A 17,427-nucleotide genomic window follows, 5' to 3' on the forward strand; every position below is an offset into this window, starting at 1 on the left:
AAAGTCCGCGAGAGCGGAGTATGTGAGCAATTCGCCCTTATATGAAAGAGAAGAGTGAATAGTTGTTTTTCACGCTTCTCTTTTTGTTTTTCATTTAATTGTCTTCACTTATATAAAGTTTGCTACCTCGCTCACTACGTGGGCGGTAGCATGGGTAGAAGGGGAAGGCTTGTCGGTAAATTCAGCAATGATGGCCTCACGGAGTTTTTGAGCATCACCAATGGACTCATCAGTAGCGATGCGATGGATAATCTGTAGGGTCGTGTTCTTACTGATAAGAATCACATTCCACAGGTTGCCACTTACGTAGATTTGCTGCGTGATGTTATGCTCATACTCGGCATTGATATGCTCAATGAGCAACAGTTCGTAAGCCATTTTGTCCTGAGAAGTAGGGGCGATTCGCAAGGCAAGTTTCTGAGGGCTGGTACGATCAAGCAGTAAGGTTAGGCGCTCATAAGCCTGTAGGCGCAAGGGAAGCGCCTCTTTTCGCAGGTCTTTTTGAAGAAGCCATTGCCTAGTGCTAGCCTCATTCTTAAAATGCTGTTGAAACAACAAGTAAGCTATCACGGCCACTATGACCGATGGTAAGCAGTAAGAGAGAATTTGTAATAACATTTTTTATAATAGGGTTTTAGGGGTTTAGCATGAAAGGATTATAGCTCCTATAATAACATTTTCTTAGGTTAAGCACGAGCAACAAGCTCACACCAAAGATGATGTATTAGTCACTAGTCATTACTCACTAGTCATTAGTCACTAGTCACTAGTCGTTGGTCACTAGTCACTAATTCGTGTATCCGAATCGTCTGAGCTGTTTCAGATCGGAGCGCCAGTTTTTATTGACTTTGACATAGAGTTCCAAGTGGATTTGCTTACCAAAGAATTTCTCCAAATCATAGCGGGCTTGTATCCCTACCTTTTTGAGGGCTTCGCCACGGTGACCTATGATGATACCCTTTTGGCTCTCACGCTCAACCATGATGATGCTACGAATGCGAATGATCTCTTCCGTCTCACTGAATGTCTCTGTCTCTACCTCTACTGAATAAGGAACTTCCTTCTTGTAATTGAGCAGGATTTTCTCACGGATAGTTTCATTGACAAAGAAGCGTTCAGGCTTATCAGTCAGCTGGTCTTTCGGATAGAAGGCAGGGGATTCAGGCAATAACTCCAAAATGCGATGGAAAAGCGGCTCCACATTGAAGTTCTCCAAAGCAGAAATGGCATAAATCTCTCCCTTGGGCACTTTCTCCTGCCAATAGGCCAAGGCTTCCTTGACGGTAGCCTCATCGGAGCGGTCTATCTTATTGATTAACACAAGCACAGGCACCTTAGCTTGATTGATTTTCTTGAAAAATTCCTCATCCTTGAGATCTTTCTCACCGATCTCTATCATATAGATAAGAATATCAGCGTCCTCAAAGGCATCTTTGACAAAGTCCATCATCGACGCTTGCAACTGGTAAGCAGGCTTGATGATTCCTGGGGTATCGGAGAAGATTACTTGAAAGTCTTCCCCGCTGACGATTCCAAAGATACGATGCCGTGTGGTCTGTGCCTTAGAGGTGATAATAGAAAGCCGTTCGCCTACCAAGGCGTTCAGTAAAGTGGATTTCCCTACATTGGGGTTTCCTATAATATTTACAAATCCTGATTTGTGCATTTTTTAGTTGTTAGTTATTAGTGGTTAGTCTCTTTTGTAGTGAATGGAGCATTTTCCCTACTTCTTCTACTAATGACATTGCTTTTTCTATTTCTAATTCTTTTAGATAATTAATTCTCATACAAAGTAATAATTGGGTTTCTAATTCTGCCTTTGAGCCTTTTGCAATGGATAAGAAATGAATAAATTCTTTGGAAGAGTTCCTTCCTTGTCCTTCAGCAATATTGCTTGGAATAGAGATTACAGCACGTCTTATATGATCACTTAAAGCAAAAAGTTCTTCTTTTGGGAGTTTTTTTACTAAATCATATACCTCAACAACAAGATCCATAGCTCGTTGCCAAAGAAAAAGATCTTTAAAATCTTTAATATTCTCCATAGTATATTTTTCTATTTTTAATTGTTATTCTCTACTAACCACTGACCACTAACCACTAACCACTAACCACTAACCACTGACCACTAACCACTGACTACTACCCCCTCACAAACACCATCTCATTTTCATTAGAGAGATCCTCCGCATACTGATACCCTCCAAGGTGAAAGCCTTTGAGGTCTTCGGGGTCGGTGATTTGCTCTTGGACAATGTAGCGCGTCATAAGGCCTCGCCCTTGCTTGGTATAGAGAACTATGGTCTTGAGAGTGTCGCCGCGCCAGCTCTTAAAAGCCACATGTATGACTTTCGCCTTGAGCGCTTGGGTGTCTATCACCTTGAAGTACTCATCGCTGGCTAAGTGTACCAGAGTTTCCCCTTCCTCAAGTTCTTCATTCAGGGCGTGGGTGATTTTCTTACGCCAAAAATCATACAGGTTAGCCTGTCCTGCTACAGCGAGCTTGATGCCCATCTCCAACCGATAAGGGGCGATAAGGTCTAAGGGCTTTAGAATGCCATAAAGTCCTGAGAGAATACGCAAAGAACCTTGTAGCCTAAGTACCTCCTCTTGGCTCAAGGACGAAACATCTAAGCCCTCATATACATCACCATGATAGGTATAGATAGCAGGGCGTGCATTCTTCTGGGTAAAGGGAAGGGAAAGAGCTTGGTGATATTGCCAGCTAACGTCCGCCAGGCGGGGCGAAATATCCATCAGCTCCGCTAGTGTGGAAGGGGGTAGCTCCTTTAGCACCTTATATACCTGAAGGATTTCCGATTGGAAAATCGCTTGGCTGGGCACTATAGCAGGGTAAGGCGAGTGGCAGTCCATTCGCTTGGCAGGTGAAATAACTATCTTCACAAGAGTTTATTTAAAAAAGGTTTGCAAGTCGCTTAGAATGCTCTGTCCTTTGTCTTGGTTATACCACTTTTGGAGATCTTCCTTGAACTCTGGGGTGAGTTTGCCATGCTCCTTCTTGTAGGCTTCTACCATCTGAGTAGCTACCTTAGGGCGTGGCCCCCATACATGGAGCACCTCAAGGCTTTGGGCATCGGCGATGATAAGAATTGGGATCGCTTTACCGCCATTGGTCAGATACTGGTTCATCAGATCAGGGTTCTCATCGCGAAGAACAATCTTAAGGTCAATAAGCGGGTTGCTTTGGGCGATTTTAGCCAGTACGGGAACAATCTGCGCTCCATCGGCGCACCACGCCTCGGAAATCACCAGCCATAATTGGCCTTTGGCAATTTGTTTAAAAGGAGCAAGCTGCTCAGGGGTAAACTCCAAGGTGTTATCAATACGTTTCATACGTTGGCGATTGAGTTTGGTAAGAGATACCATGAACTCACTCTGATCCTCGCCTGTTGTTTTTCCTTCTAGGAGAAGACGGTCTATAAGGTGTTCAAACCCCTCATAGGATATAGCTTTGGGAAGACTATTTTTTATCATGATAGTTTTTATTTTAGCGTACAGTGAATAACAACTGACTATTGAAAGGCAAAAGTACGATATTCTAAGAGAAAAGTCAAGAAAATAATTAGCTAATTTGTTCATGAGCTAATCAGTGTAGCAGAAGTGGAATTGGCACTGGTTTAATTCAAGTATTTTTTTGCTTGATGTTACCAAGAAAAGATGTATCTTTGCAAGGACAAATGAAGAATGACAAATAAAGATATCAGTATGAAAAGTAGAAGAGCAGCACAACCTATACAACGCCTTACACGGCCTAAGAAGCTGATAGCTTTTGGTTGGTATGGAGGTAAGTTTTCACATTTAGGATGGCTTTTGCCTCAGCTTCCTAATTGTCTGCATTATTGCGAACCTTTTGCAGGTTCTGGTGCAGTGTTGCTCAATAGAGACCCCTCACCTGTGGAAACTTATAATGATATAGATGGAGAGGTTGTTAATTTCTTTAAAGTGCTTAGGGAAGAAAAAGAATCTCTAATAGAGCAAATAGCATTAACTCCTTTCTCAAGGGAAGAATTTGGGGTGGCTTGTCAGTTAGATCCTAATCTCTCTAATCTTGAGAGAGCTAGGCGCTTTTACATTCGTGCGCGACAGGTAAGGACAGGGCTGGCTCAGACAGCCTCTATCGGCCGTTGGGCAAATTGTAAAAACACAAGTAGGGCAGGCATGAGCGGGGTGGTAAGTCGTTGGCTTGGTGGGGTAGAACAGTTGGACTTCATTGCCGAAAGACTCCTGCGGGTGCAAATAGAAAATCGTCCAGCCATAGATGCTATTACACTCTATGATAGCAAGCAAACTTTATTCTATTGTGATCCGCCTTACCTACATGAGACTCGTGGTGATACCAAGGCTTATAGTTATGAGATGGATAATTATGATCATATAGAATTGGCCAAGGTTCTTAACACTATTGAAGGACTTGCTGCTATTTCCAACTACGAATGTGAACTCATGGAGGAATTATATCCTTCCAGCAAATGGACAAAAATTTATAGTCCTGAAAGAACCATTCATTCAACCAAGGATACCAGACAGGAAGTGCTTTGGGTGAATTATAATATAGAAGAATTGAAATCTAAAAATACCTATCCTCTTTCAGGCAATGAATAATATGACTCCTTTAGAGATTTTAGAAAAGATATACCGAAGTGCCAAAGAACACCCAGAAGAAAGCTTCCTTCAAGAAACTATAAGAGATAAGGTTGAGTTTGTTTGTAGATGCCATTCTAACAAAGCTCCTATTCGCTTTCTGATGTCATGCCTGCTTGCCAAGCTTGACCAACCTTCTATTGATATTCGTAAACCATATACAGAGATTGAAGGCAAAGACACCTATTCAGGTCGCTTCTATGATGAGAAATTTGTTGAACTATTAGTTCATAAATACAAATTGCCTTGCAACCCAACCACAGCTTATCTGACCCCTGCCTTTAGAAATCTGAACAGACCACTGACAACAGATCTTATACTTGTAGGCAGACCTAAAGAGGTGTATACCTACACCCTTGAAATCCTAAATATAATCCACTCAAGGGAAGAAAGCCCTGAGAATGTGCTACAGGAAATTATTCGTCTTCTACTCCTTATCAAATCGGAAGATGAAAGGCGAATGAAACAATTAATAGCAGACCTGAAACAAACCGAAGATTCTTTACCCCTGGCCAGTGAAGAAATTGTAACGCTACTAACACAACATTTAAGCTGCAAGGGAACCAGTCGCCTACCTGTTCTAATGGTTGCTTCTGCTTATCAAACCATTAAAGAACAAATAGGAGAAGAAAACAAACCCTTAGAGGATCACCATGCGGCTGATAAGCAATCAGGCTCCATCGGAGATGTTGAAATCCTACTAACTAGTGATAATAGGATGGTAACTTGTTATGAGATGAAAGATAAGTGTGTCACTAAAACGGATCTTGATATTGCTTTACAGAAACTTTCAACATCAGAACACAAGATTGATAACTATATCTTTATTACGACAGACACTATAACTCTTGAAGTGGCAGAATATGCAAAATCACTCTATGAAAGAACGCAGATCGAATTTGTTATTTTAGATTGTATAGGTTTTATACGTCACTTCTTACATTTCTTTCATCGTCAGCGGAATGATTTTCTCAACATATACCAGTCCATGGTTTTGGCCGAGCCTATCAGTTCTGTTTCTCAGCCATTGAAAGAGGCCTTCTTAGCTCTAAGACGAGCCGCAACAATAACAAATGACAATGACCTTTAAAAAATCAACCCTTGAGTATAAAACGATTATTTAAGCATACAGCGATTTATGGGCTGGCTACAGTGATGCCACGGGTATTGAACCTGGTTCTGACACCATTGCATACCAGCGCACAGACCCTTTCTCAGGCGCAATATGGCCTCTATCAGGGACTTTTTGCCTATATGATACTGGGCAATGTACTGCTGACCTATGGCATGGAAACGGCCTTTTTCAGGTTTATGAATAAGGGAGCGGACGCCCAAAAGGTCGCCTCCACGAGCCTTTTCTCCTTGACAGTGAGTTCGTTGGGTTTCTTGCTGGTGGGCTTGCTCTGTAGTGAGTATATCGCACAGTGGCTCAGCTATCCTGCTGCCTATATCCGCTATGCGATATGGATTTTAGCCTTGGACGCTCTGGTGGCTATTCCTTTTGCTTGGTTGCGCAATGCAGGACAGTCGCTACGCTATTCGCTGATCAAGATAGGCAATGTGGTGGTCAATCTGGGGCTTAACTTGCTTTTCCTGCTTTACCTGCCCTACTTAGAGCGACAAGGGTATGAGCTGCCTACCTTTACCTTTATCGCTGACAAGACCCAATACATCTTCATAGCCAATCTTATAGCTAGCTTGCTGACCTTCCTCTATATGCTACCGCTCTATAGGCGGGTAGGCTTGCAGTGGGATCGAGCACTGTGGCGAGAAATGATTGCTTACGCCTTTCCTGTATTGATAGCGGGGATTGCTTTCTCGGTCAATGAGGCTTTTGACCGCGTTTTTATCCGTATGCTCTACCCCGCCGATCAGGCCGATGCTGTGGTAGGTCTATATGCGGGTTGTTATAAGATGGGGGTCTTTATGACACTCTTTATTACCGCTTATAAGCTAGGAGTAGAGCCGTTTTTCTTTTCCAATGCCGCTGATAAGAATGCTCCTGCGACCTATGCAAAGGTAACTGAGTATTTTTCTATCTTTGCGGGGGGGATACTGCTGTTTGTTTGCGTATATATAGACCAACTCAAGTGGTTGCTGATTCCTAACAAAGCCTATTGGGAGGGACTCAAGATTGTCCCTTTTGTACTGATGGCCAATCTATGCTTAGGGCTATACCATAGCATGTCGGTTTGGTACAAGGTAACCGACCGTACCTATTGGGGGGCGCTGATTTCCGTAGTAGGTGGGGTGATTACAGTGGTGGCCAACCTTAGCCTTATTCCGCTGTGGGGCTATATGGGAGCCGCCGTAGCAACCTTCTTGGCCTATGGGGGTATGATGTGCCTATCGGGCTGGCTTGGGCAACGCCAATACCCTGTTCCTTATAATTGGACACGCATCGGTGGCTTCCTAGGGCTATCGGTAGCCTTTTCGCTCTTGTATTTCTATGTGTTGAACAGAAATATATGGATAGGAAGTGGCCTTTTCATTCTTTATACCATTGTAGCTGTCAAATTAATGATGAACTCTAAACTAGCCACTAACCACTAACCACTAATCACTAACAACTAAAAACTAAAAAAACAATCTAAATGAAAAATGAATAGTGAAAAGTGCCATGATTCGTTCGCTATTCACTTTTCACTATTCACTCTTAATTTAAAAGATATGGAAATAAAAATCATCAACCGTTCAGGGCATGCATTGCCCGCGTATCAGACCGTAGGGTCGGCAGGGGTCGACTTAAGGGCGCACCTTGAACAAACCGTTATTCTTGAGCCTATGCAGCGCAAGCTCATTCCCACAGGGCTTTATATAGAACTGCCAGAGGGTTATGAGGCACAGGTGCGTCCGCGTAGTGGATTGGCGCTCAAGCATGGGATTACCGTACTGAACTCACCAGGAACTATAGATGCCGATTATAGGGGGGAGATTTCTGTCTTGCTGATTAATCTCTCAGCGGAGCGCTTTGAAGTGGCCAACGGAGAGCGTATCGCTCAAATGGTCATCGCCAAGCATGAAGTAGCGCAATTCGTCCTCGTAGAGGAACTTTCCCAAACAGAACGTGGCACAGGAGGCTATGGAAGTACCGGAAAAAAATAAGAAAAGACTGTTCTACCACTTTTAGAAACAGCCCTTTCCCCTTTCTTGTATGAAAAAATGCACTTAATTTTCTTTGAAGATCTTTCTTTAGTGAATAGTATTACCTTTCATTTACTATCTCCTTGGGAGATAAAAGTTATATATGATTGTTTAGTTGTCTTATGAATGTTTAGAGAGATAAAGAAATAAAATCTAGTTGCTTGTTTCACGAAAATCCTTGCTAAGGCGACTGACTCCTAAAAGACAATAAATAAAAGGTAATGGTTCACTATTTCATTCTACTGGTATATTGGTTAATCTGAGAATTGCCAAATGTGTGTTTCATCATTTCTTTGCTTTTCAATTAGAGAGGAGAGAGATAAGCCTCTTTTGTGGGAGACTTATCTCCTTACTCTAATCTAAAATAAAAACACAAAAAATCTAATTACTATATAAAGAGATGAAAACTTTCTTTTCTATATGGTTGCGCTTACAGCAAAGAACTAAGCACCTTGTCCTATAATTAGGTATGGGCTTTTAGGTTTAGTTTCTTTTCCTTGGGGGCGAAGGTGCTTTATTCCTCACTGTCTAAAATAAAAAACGCAAAAAAATCTATTCTTTAGAACATAAAAGAAATGTGTCTTAAAACTTATAAAACTACTCTTTCTTTCTGTTTGACATTGCAAAGGTAGTGCTTTTTTTGTACTTGTCAAGAACAAAGCGCGTTTTCGTGCATGAAGTGTAAATATTTGTGCACGAAAGGTAATATGGGGGTGTTTTTAGCTTTCTGAAGTGAGCAAAGGCCACTGTTCGCGAGATACTTGAATACGCAAGCCGCCTTCGAGCCATAAGAACGGACGGTTCATGCGCAGTATGTATTCACGGTTGACAATCGCCTTTCGGGTATTGGCGACAAAGATAGAGAGCTGGTGCTCCACACAGAAGCGATGAATTTCCTCCCAGGTTTGTTTCAGCTGTATGGTCTGCCCAGATAAGCAGTGGAGTACCTTCAGGCGTGGGTTTTCCTCGTCCTGCAAAATACAAAGAATCTGCTTGGGGAAGATACGTACTTGTTGCTTGAGGTAGTTTTCTATGAAAACAGGGGTCTCCTGCTCTCCCTCGGCTAAGGCTTCTGCCTCGGCTATATACTGGGTGAGGTTCTCGGTAAGTTGCTGAAAAATAGGCTTAACGAGGTATTTCTTGACCAAAGGAAATTCGTTAAAGACGATTTGTGGGATTTCGGGGTTCTCCCCTTGGTAGCCTGTGAAAAAGATAATATAAGGGGTATAGCCCGAACTCTGGTGAATATGGGTAAGGATAGGGTAGGCATTGCCCCCGCGAATACTCCAGTCGGAGAAGATAAGGTCAGGGCGATGGGTGTCTATTAGGGTGATGGCCTCCTCTAGGCTGTCTGTAAAGGGAACAGCCTTCCACTGGAGAAACTTCTGCATACGGGCTGAGATGTTCTTCCAGATGCTTTTGTCATCTTCTATAACGAGGTACTTAAAGGTTGATTTTTTCATAATTAATTGATTTCTTGAGTTGTATTATAGTTACAGTGCCTGGGTACTTAGGGTCGTCTTTGTCCTTGTCAGTCATGGAGATGGTGATGGCATCATCAAAATGCTTATCCAAGATTCTAAGAATACGCTGTATGTTTTTCAGTCCTGTGCCATGTCGCTGTACCCCGGCATATTTCTTGGAGGCTGCCACTCCTACGCCATTGTCGGAGATACTGATGCCGTATATATTGACACGTTCCCAGAAGGCAATACGCAGTAGCTGAGGAGGCTCTGTCCTGTGTCTGAGTCCATGTAGTAGGGAGTTTTCCACGATCACTTGTAGGATTCCCATAGGCATACGATAGTCGGAGGGGATAGCCTCTATATTCTCAATCTGTACTTGCAAGTCGGGCAGGAAGATCTCCCGCTGTATGGCAATGGTATTCTCGGTGAGCTTCCATTCCTGACTAAAAGGAATGAAAGGGGTTTGCTCTTGGGAATAGCGGTGCATGATCGAGATATTTTCTCCTATATGGGAGATGATACGCTCTGCATGTGGGTTGTCATAGAGTTCTGCCCCAAGGCTATTGAGGGCATTGAGCATAAAGTGCGGGCGGAATTGCTTACCGAGGTTGCCTATGGTAAGCAGTGCGATTTCCCTGTCCTGCCTATCCATACGCCTCATGTTGTAGAGCAGATACAGTCCAGTGGAGGCAGGAATGAGGATCATCACTAGCCAAAAATAGCTGTTTTGCCAGATGGAACGCTTCACACGGATAGGATATTTCAGCTCCGTATAAGTTCCATCGTTTTGGCAAACGGTTAGTGAGAAGATATAATCGCCTGCCGAGAGGTTTTGATAGCGGTATTCGGTTTCGGTCGTAAGGCTTCCTTGCGCTATGGCTTCCTCTCGACTATCCCTATAGAGGGCTGGAATCACATAGCGAGGCAGATTGTCCTTGCTCTGGTAATGAAGTCGTATCTCAAAGGAGTTCTCATTGACTTCCAATGAGATAGGGTCATCTACACGAGACTTATAGATGTTCTTACCTGTGTTGATAGTCAGGGTAGGCTCTACCTTGAAATCAGCCAAAGAGAGCCATTGGGCAATATCCCAACGAAAAAGCATATTGGAGGAGGCAAACCAGATATGGTCATCCTTGGGGTTACTGGCCACACAGGTACGCTCCAAGGGGTCTTGCAGATTCATTGCATAGGGGTTCAGGTAGCGCACATTGGCTTTGCCTCTGGCAAATTCGCTCAGGGAGACAACAAAGAGCTTATTGGTTACCCCTACGATGAGGTAGTCCCGCCACTGGTGCAGAAACATAATAGGACGGTCATTGCCCAGCAAAAGGGGGTGTTCCAGAAGGTGAAAGTCCGTCTTATCCACTTGTTCCCGATCAGAAGGGGTGTAGTAATAGAGTTGGCCTTTTTCACTGCCCAGCCACAATATACCATGAGAGTCCGCCAGTAGGGTATAGCCCCTAAGGGGGGATTGTTGCTTGTCATACAGAAGTGTCTGCGCCCTATTGGTGCGTGGGTCATAACGGGCAACCCCCTGCATAGAAATTGTCCAAATGTGCCCCCTGCTATCTTGAGCAATACCCTGACAGTGGTTAAGGGTCAGGCCTTGCTTCTTGCCTATAGATTTCCAAGGGATTTGCCGCTGCTCTAGCTGTGCCAAAGGCTTGTAGGCCAGTCCATAATCTTGCACATCGGTATAGAGAACTTGCTCGGCAGAGAGAAAGTTGAAATGAGAGACAATGGTGTCGCTCACCTTGGTATAACTCGTTGGCGACTCAAAGAGGAATAACCCCTTATGAGCACTGCTAAAGAGTACTTTTTCTCCTATGGGAAGCGCTCCATAATTTATCTGTAAGGTCTTAAGTGGACTCTTAATAAGTTTGTCCTGATCAATCACCGAGAAACCGCCATTGTAGCTACCCGCCCATAGCTTGCCCGAAGGGGTCAGCGCAAGACCAAAAAGACGGTCAGTATTGGTGTCATTATACAACCTCGGATAGGTTTTCAAGTAGGTAAATAGGCGCGTAAGCTGGTTGTTACTGCCTAGGTATAGGCTTTTGGAGTCCTCCGAAAAGGCCTTATAGTAGGCCGACTTGATAGTGGTGGTAACCGATATGGGTTCTAGATCTTTTTCTAAATCATACAATATCAGCTCGTTGCCGTCATTGTAGAGGTAATAGCGGCCAAAGTTCTTGTTCTCATTCCTATTCGGTGGCAAAACTTTGGTCGTTAGCGTACGAGCATAGCGAAAAAGCCCATTGTTTTCGGGTTTGATAAAATAGAAATCTCCTATCGAACGCATATAGATAGGGGTAAAAGCCCATGGGAATACCTGAGCCTCTCCCCCTGGCTCTAAGCACTTGATATCGGTATAGTTCTCCCCTAATATGCAGCGATAAGGGACACTATTGACAGAGAGCACATACACATAGTGGTGGTGTTCCTCTAATTCCTGAAAATAACGCCCATCATAGCTCATCAGCTTAAACGATGCTTCTGATGGGGCAATAGCGGTGAAGTAGATCAGCTTATCTATCAGTACAAAATGGGAATAGCGTGCCCCTACATACCCTACCTTTTGCGGTAAGAGCTGTTCATAAGTACTCCCCGTATAGATGCTCTTGCTAAAGCCGAAAAAGAGCCTATCTTGTAGCTTATATTTCTTGAGAAACACCCCCACATCTTCTCCTTTGAAATACTCCTCTACCTCGGTATTGTGCAGGGCATACAATAGGTTCTCCTCAGGGGAGAAAAGCAGTTCCCCCTCATCGCTTACTTGCAAGGGTTGGTTGATGTTGAAGAAGTCTTTACCGATACTATATTGATTATACTGCAAAGCTCTATGCTCCCACAGCGGTTGCGCCAAAGCGAGAGACGTGCAAAATAAGAAACATAGTGATAAGAAACACTTCATAAAAAAGGGTGTAATTTTTTGGTTTTTAATAAGTTAGATATAAAGATGTTTTTTGCTAAAAAACACAAGCCTTGTGGCAAAAATACAAATTTAATTGTTAATTATTAATTGTTTATTGTTAATTATTTTCTTTGTTAGCCATTGGTAAATACACTCACTTGCTAATTGACAAATTATCATTACTTTTGCCCCCTGGTTAGAAGATGTCGACAAAACCGAAGAATGGCTACTGGAAGAACTCCAAAAGCAAAGCTATAACAGCGCCTCCGAAATCTTCTTAGCAGAATACCACAACGGAGAAATATGGGTTGTAAGCTGATTGGTTAAAGAACAAAAAGCGCTGCGCTGATTACGTAAAGTACAAAAAAAGCCAATTAGGTAAAGTACAAAAAAAGATAACGAGGTAAAGGGCAAAATGCTCATCGGCTCATTATTCCCTTGACTTTTCCTCCAAAATGTTGTATCTTTGCCCCTCATTAGTCATTAGTCACTCGTCATTAGTCACTTGTCATTAGTCACTCGTCATTAGTCACTCGTCATTAGTCACTCGTCATTAGTCACTCGTCACTCGTCGTTAGTCACTCGTCACTCGTCATTAGAATTATGGTTATCATAGATTTTGCCCTTGAAAAATATCCCTTTATTGTTGCTACAGGGGTAACGCTTATTGTCTATTTCGTGGTTAAGCGCTTTGCCGATTCCTTAGTGACGAAAATGGGAGCCAAGTCAGAATTCCCCAAAGCACGTACCCAGCTGGTCAAAAAGTATATTGATGTCCTACTCGCGGCTCTGCTCCTTTTGGTGCTCATCTCCATTTGGGGGGTAAAGCCCGACCAGATATTCCTCTTCATCTCCTCTATACTTACCGTAGTAGGGGTAGGCTTCTTTGCCCAATGGTCTATACTGAGCAATGTAACGGCAGGAATCATTCTCTTCTTCTCTTTTCCTTTCAAAATAGGTGACAGAATCCGTGTTATGGACAAGGATTTTCCTATAGAGGCCGAGATCAAGGACATCAGCTCTTTCTATACGCTGCTCAAAACCGATTCAGGAGCGCAAATCTCCATACCTAACAACCTTTTATTGCAGAAAGCCATTGAGATTATAAAATGAAACTACAGATACAATACACAGCCAACCCCGCCATTATCAAGCTCGAAGCCCCAGAGGTCTTAGTCAAGGGCAATTACCAATATGAGTGCGACACACCTGTCACAGACTCACCTCTGGCTCAGGAGCTCCTACAACTGCCCTTTGTCAAGACGGTTTATTTCTCGGCCAATTTTATTGCCTTGGAGGCCTTGCCGATCATCAAGTGGGAGGACGTGGCTCAGGAGGTTACCCAAGAGGTAGAGAACTATCTTTCGACAGGTCGCCCTATTATAGCCCAAGAGACAACCCCTACCCAGGAGCCTGCACCAGCCAAGCGTATTCCTATCACAATCTATGTGGAGAGTACTCCCAACCCTATGGCTATGAAGTTTGTAGCCAACAAGAAGCTCGTCAGCCGTGTGTACGAATATAAGTCCCCCGAAGAAGCGGCAGAGTCGCCTTTGGCTACCGAACTCTTTAAGCTGCCTTATATCAAGGAAGTGTTTTTTGATAGTAATTACATTTCTATCATTCGCCAACCCAGAGTATTATGGGAAGATATCATGATGGAACTAAGGGAGTTTTTGCGCTTGTATCTTATGGAAGGAAAACCAGTGGTGAAAGTCTCCGTAACAGAGCAGGATAGGCCTAAGGGCTTACCGTCCTTGGGCGATGTGTATTCGAGGAAGATTGTCGCTATTTTAGACCAATACGTAAAGCCTGCGGTCTCCAGCGACGGCGGTAATATACAGTTTGTCAGCTATGACAAGCAAAACCAAGTAGTTAAGGTACTTCTCCAAGGTGCCTGCAATGGCTGTCCCTCCTCCAAGCGTACCCTCAAGCAAGGCATAGAAACCATTCTACGCGAGATGATGAAGAACGAACAAATCACCGTAGAAGCAGTTAATTAGTGACTAATGACAAGTGACTAGTGACTAATCCATTATGGTATTAATCACTAGTCACTGTCGTTAGTCACTAATCATTAGTCACTAGTCATTAGTCACTATTTAATGGATGCCTCATAGATACCCTCTATAGAATCAGCGAGGGTTTTATTGAACTCAGCATCGGATTGTTGTGCAGAAAGGCCTTCGGAGAGTGCGCGGGAGAAGCTGGCGATCACACCATGGTTCTTAGCGAGGATCTCATTGGCTTTTTCGCGAGAATAACCTCCAGAAAGGGCTACAACACGTACCACCCTAGGGTGCTTAGTAAGAGGTTCGTAGAAGTTAGCTACAGTAGGGAGGGTGAGCTTAAGCATCACATCGGAAGTGGCAGGAAGTTTGTCTAAGTGTTTGAGGATTTCCTCACGAAGAATAGCCTCTGCTTCGGCTTTGTCAGGAATATTGATATCTACTTCAGGCTCGATAATAGGCACCAATCCAGCAGCGATGATTTGAGCAGCTACTTCGAACTGTTGGTCTACGATGCGGGCGATACCTGCTTTAGAAGCTTTCTTTACTACCGAACGCATCTTGGTACCAAATACATGGTGTTCGTTGGCTCTTTTGAGTAGGTCAGCTAGGTTGCTGATAGGCTTCATTAGCTGTACACCATCTTCGTCTAAGTTTTCAAGCCCTTTATCTACTTTTAGGAAAGGAAGGATATGTTTTTCTTCCCAAAGATATTCGGCGGTGTATTTGCCGTCAATCTTGTTATCCATAGTTTGTTCAAAGAGGATAGCCCCAAGGATTTTCTGGTCATTGAAGGCAGGACTCTTGATAATGCGGGTACGCATCTGGTGGATAAGGTCAAACATTTCGGCATCGTTCTTGTAGGCGCTTTCCTCTATACCGTAGAGTTTCAAGGCTTTAGGAGTACTTCCTCCACTTTGGTCAAGGGCAGCGATGAAGCCTTTGCCGTTTCTCATTTTTTCTATTTTTTCTTTCATGATAAGTAAATATTTAAAAAGAACTTATTGGCACCGACCAACAAGCATTAGGTTTATGATGACACAAAAATACGATTTTTTTCGCTAAAAACCAAAGAATTTTTTACTTTTCACCCACATACCCAGTTCCAAGTATTCGCTGGCTTTACTTTTCACTTTTCATTCTTCACTTTTCACTTTTCACTCTATTGCATACGTCCTTCTCTTCGCTGACAAGCGAGAGCTTCTTATCTGTATATTTGTAGCAGTACTTCCGATTTTTGTCCTTGAAGTAGTAATAGGTAGGAGCTGCTTTGTAGGAGAGGTATAGGGTCATATCCTTAGTAGCACCAACAAAGCTAAGGCTTTGGTAGTCTGTGTGGTTCTTGATACAATGCTCACCTAAGATAAGCCAATCTTGGGTAACATATCCGACCCCTATATCCCTCAAAGGGGAGCTAAGGGGTAGCTCACGAGTGACTTTAATAGGGCAAAAAGGGTGGTTTTTGAACCCTTTTATGTCTTCTATCCACCGAAGGTAATAGAAAACCATTTTACCATCTATGAGAACAAACTCTTCGCCTGGATGAGTGGTGTTATACCTTTCACTTGCTGAGAGTATCTTTTCCTGCAATGGACTGATTTCCATAGGAAAAAACCGATTCTCATACACTACATAATAGGCAAGACCATCGTAATAAAAGAGATATTTGGCCAAAAAGGATTTTTTAGGCATCTCGATAATATGCAATTGCTGAGGATTCTTTACGGCTGAGAGGTCTATCGGACGATTATAACCATCAAGGTCTCGGTGGTAATAATGGGAATAGTCTCTGTAGTACTTTCCGTCCTTTTGGAGCAAATCCAGCGACGCCTCGTAGGTTATATCTTCTCTGGGAATGATAGCAAAGCCTTCACAGAACCACAAGCGCCCCTCATGGAAATCCCAAAAAGCGCCCTTGTGGTGTGTCTTCTGTCCATAACGAACAAGCGTTCCTTCGGTGAATTTTTGGGTGAATCCTTCGCGAGTAAATTCCTCTGTATAATCATTTAACCGAGGAAAGTCATACATAGTTATATAGAAAGTATCCTCGTCATATAGATAATCACATAGGTAACCATAAGAGCCATAACCGCCCTCTACCCAACATACCTTTTGGGCGTCCAATCCCTCTACAACCTCGATACTTCTCTCCATATAGCTCTCCTCTCGGTACATATATACCTTATGGGTGTCCTTTAGGAGTGTTTTTGTCTCAGAGGTATGTAGGACAACCACATCTTGGGTAGGAAAGTCGGTGAGGACTTCTTTAGTAATCTCAATAGGATCTTCGTATGATGAGCGCTTAGCATAGTCAAGATAATACCAAGTTCCTTGGGTGAAATAGATGTGTCCTCTCGCGATTACCTCACTCACTTCTCGGGTGGGAAATAGTGGGATTACTTTCGCTTCCTCACTGTGGTATCCCCAGATGTAGTAGTGATAATCCTCATTGGCAACTATAAGCCAATCTTCATCATAGTTAATCATTTGTACCCCACCAGGACTGATAGGCACCGGTGTCTTAGTACAAGACAAAGAAGTAACCCCATCACCTATGGTATATTGAGTAATTAGATATACCTTTTCTCCCTCTACCTCCACCGAGGCTTCCCAAAAGAGCGGAGGACTTTCTCCCCCTACCTCCGCAAGGGGCTTTCCATATACCCACCCAATGGTGAGGAAGCTAAGAAAATAGAAGAGTTTCATGTTAATCAATGATTAATGCCAATAATGATTAATATACCAGCAGGGGATTTATAATATAGTTAGTGACTTCTTTGTAGGTCTGATTCTTCCCACTTAAATAGCGTGGTTTTATGAAATAGGGTCGTATCAATATTTTGAAAATGAAAGCATTCTGATGCTGAATTTTCTGACTTTATGGTATAAATATACTTGTTATAGGCGTTAAAAATTTCATCTTTATGCTGTGCAAAATCGTCTTCTTTGAAATCATTATTCCAACAACAACTTGTACTTACCACTAATTCAACTTTTTGAAGCAAACTATCCTTAAATAGAAATCTTTTTTGAGATAATACCTTTATAAAACCTTCTTTTTCCTCAATCTTAGTGATATAAAGACTATCATTATTGGGAAAGATTTCTAAATCTTTGTAAGCATTGAATCTTTTTTGAATATCCTTAATCGTAGATGCGCCTAATACAAACGATTTTTCATTGATAAATCCCTTACATAAACCTTTATGACGCATTCCTATACATGATA

Annotated in this window: 16 protein-coding genes and 1 pseudogene; 7 read left to right on the forward strand and 10 right to left on the reverse strand. The window is 42.8% G+C overall.

All coding sequences use genetic code 11. From position 1 onward, the window contains the following. Window positions 1-108 precede the first annotated feature (108 nt). The 5 genes from HMPREF1154_RS07000 to HMPREF1154_RS07020 form a co-directional block, all read right to left on the reverse strand. Window positions 109-618, reverse strand: coding sequence for a DUF7935 family protein (locus HMPREF1154_RS07000; protein ID WP_009641893.1), 510 nt, complete (start codon window positions 616-618; stop codon window positions 109-111). A 169-nt stretch (window positions 619-787) separates the two neighbouring features. Beyond that, window positions 788-1,666: a GTPase Era gene (gene era, locus HMPREF1154_RS07005; RefSeq protein WP_009641895.1), complete on the reverse strand. Its 879-nt coding sequence runs from the start codon at window positions 1,664-1,666 to the stop codon at window positions 788-790. A 10-nt stretch (window positions 1,667-1,676) separates the two neighbouring features. After that, on the reverse strand, window positions 1,677-2,045 hold the full coding sequence (locus HMPREF1154_RS07010; protein WP_009641921.1) for a four helix bundle protein: 369 nt from the start codon (window positions 2,043-2,045) through the stop codon (window positions 1,677-1,679). A 97-nt stretch (window positions 2,046-2,142) separates the two neighbouring features. After that, window positions 2,143-2,904 (reverse strand): peroxide stress protein YaaA, encoded by a 762-nt coding sequence (yaaA, locus tag HMPREF1154_RS07015; protein WP_009641886.1) that lies wholly within the window; start codon window positions 2,902-2,904, stop codon window positions 2,143-2,145. A 6-nt stretch (window positions 2,905-2,910) separates the two neighbouring features. After that, window positions 2,911-3,495 (reverse strand): thioredoxin family protein, encoded by a 585-nt coding sequence (locus HMPREF1154_RS07020; RefSeq protein ID WP_009641908.1) that lies wholly within the window; start codon window positions 3,493-3,495, stop codon window positions 2,911-2,913. A 231-nt stretch (window positions 3,496-3,726) separates the two neighbouring features. Between HMPREF1154_RS07020 and HMPREF1154_RS07025 the strand changes: the two genes are divergently transcribed. From HMPREF1154_RS07025 to dut, 4 genes are all read left to right on the forward strand, one after another. Further along, entirely contained in the window at window positions 3,727-4,623 is an 897-nt protein-coding gene (locus tag HMPREF1154_RS07025; RefSeq protein ID WP_050999708.1) for a DNA adenine methylase, read from the forward strand. A gap of 1 nt (window position 4,624) precedes the next feature. Beyond that, window positions 4,625-5,752, forward strand: a complete 1,128-nt coding sequence (locus tag HMPREF1154_RS07030; RefSeq protein WP_009641919.1) for a restriction endonuclease, SacI family — start codon at window positions 4,625-4,627, stop codon at window positions 5,750-5,752. A gap of 11 nt (window positions 5,753-5,763) precedes the next feature. Continuing rightward, window positions 5,764-7,215: an oligosaccharide flippase family protein gene (locus HMPREF1154_RS07035; RefSeq protein WP_009641911.1), complete on the forward strand. Its 1,452-nt coding sequence runs from the start codon at window positions 5,764-5,766 to the stop codon at window positions 7,213-7,215. A 117-nt stretch (window positions 7,216-7,332) separates the two neighbouring features. Beyond that, window positions 7,333-7,767: a dUTP diphosphatase gene (dut, locus tag HMPREF1154_RS07040; protein ID WP_034567081.1), complete on the forward strand. Its 435-nt coding sequence runs from the start codon at window positions 7,333-7,335 to the stop codon at window positions 7,765-7,767. Between the two features lie 758 nt (window positions 7,768-8,525). On the opposite strand, the gene HMPREF1154_RS07045 is transcribed toward dut, so the two are convergent. After that, window positions 8,526-9,269, reverse strand: a complete 744-nt coding sequence (locus tag HMPREF1154_RS07045) for a response regulator (protein WP_009641887.1) — start codon at window positions 9,267-9,269, stop codon at window positions 8,526-8,528. Then, on the reverse strand, window positions 9,250-12,189 hold the full coding sequence (locus HMPREF1154_RS07050) for a histidine kinase (RefSeq protein ID WP_050999707.1): 2,940 nt from the start codon (window positions 12,187-12,189) through the stop codon (window positions 9,250-9,252). The genes HMPREF1154_RS07045 and HMPREF1154_RS07050 overlap by 20 nt, the downstream gene beginning before the upstream one ends. A gap of 196 nt (window positions 12,190-12,385) precedes the next feature. On the opposite strand from HMPREF1154_RS07050, the pseudogene HMPREF1154_RS13875 reads away from it, so the two are divergent. From HMPREF1154_RS13875 to HMPREF1154_RS07060, 3 genes and pseudogenes are all read left to right on the forward strand, one after another. Next, a pseudogene (locus HMPREF1154_RS13875) lies at window positions 12,386-12,508 on the forward strand (YetF domain-containing protein); the annotation flags it as partial. Window positions 12,509-12,792: 284 nt separating this feature from the next. Then, window positions 12,793-13,302 (forward strand): mechanosensitive ion channel domain-containing protein, encoded by a 510-nt coding sequence (locus HMPREF1154_RS07055; protein ID WP_009641917.1) that lies wholly within the window; start codon window positions 12,793-12,795, stop codon window positions 13,300-13,302. Further along, complete coding sequence (locus HMPREF1154_RS07060) at window positions 13,299-14,192, forward strand: NifU family protein (RefSeq protein ID WP_009641892.1); 894 nt, start codon at window positions 13,299-13,301, stop codon at window positions 14,190-14,192. Before HMPREF1154_RS07055 ends, HMPREF1154_RS07060 begins: the two co-directional genes overlap by 4 nt. 95 nt (window positions 14,193-14,287) lie before the next feature. Here the strand turns inward: HMPREF1154_RS07060 and HMPREF1154_RS07065 are convergent, their stop codons facing one another. From HMPREF1154_RS07065 to HMPREF1154_RS07075, 3 genes are all read right to left on the reverse strand, one after another. After that, the gene (locus tag HMPREF1154_RS07065) at window positions 14,288-15,175 is read right to left on the reverse strand and encodes a fructose bisphosphate aldolase (protein ID WP_009641901.1); all 888 of its coding nucleotides are present in this window, start codon (window positions 15,173-15,175) and stop codon (window positions 14,288-14,290) included. A 166-nt stretch (window positions 15,176-15,341) separates the two neighbouring features. Beyond that, window positions 15,342-16,904, reverse strand: a complete 1,563-nt coding sequence (locus HMPREF1154_RS07070) for a hypothetical protein (RefSeq protein WP_009641912.1) — start codon at window positions 16,902-16,904, stop codon at window positions 15,342-15,344. A gap of 59 nt (window positions 16,905-16,963) precedes the next feature. Further along, window positions 16,964-17,413, reverse strand: a complete 450-nt coding sequence (locus HMPREF1154_RS07075) for a hypothetical protein (RefSeq protein WP_232211982.1) — start codon at window positions 17,411-17,413, stop codon at window positions 16,964-16,966. Between the last annotated feature and the right edge of the window lie 14 nt (window positions 17,414-17,427).

Source organism: Capnocytophaga sp. CM59, from assembly GCF_000293175.1.
GTDB lineage: Bacteria > Bacteroidota > Bacteroidia > Flavobacteriales > Flavobacteriaceae > Capnocytophaga > Capnocytophaga granulosa.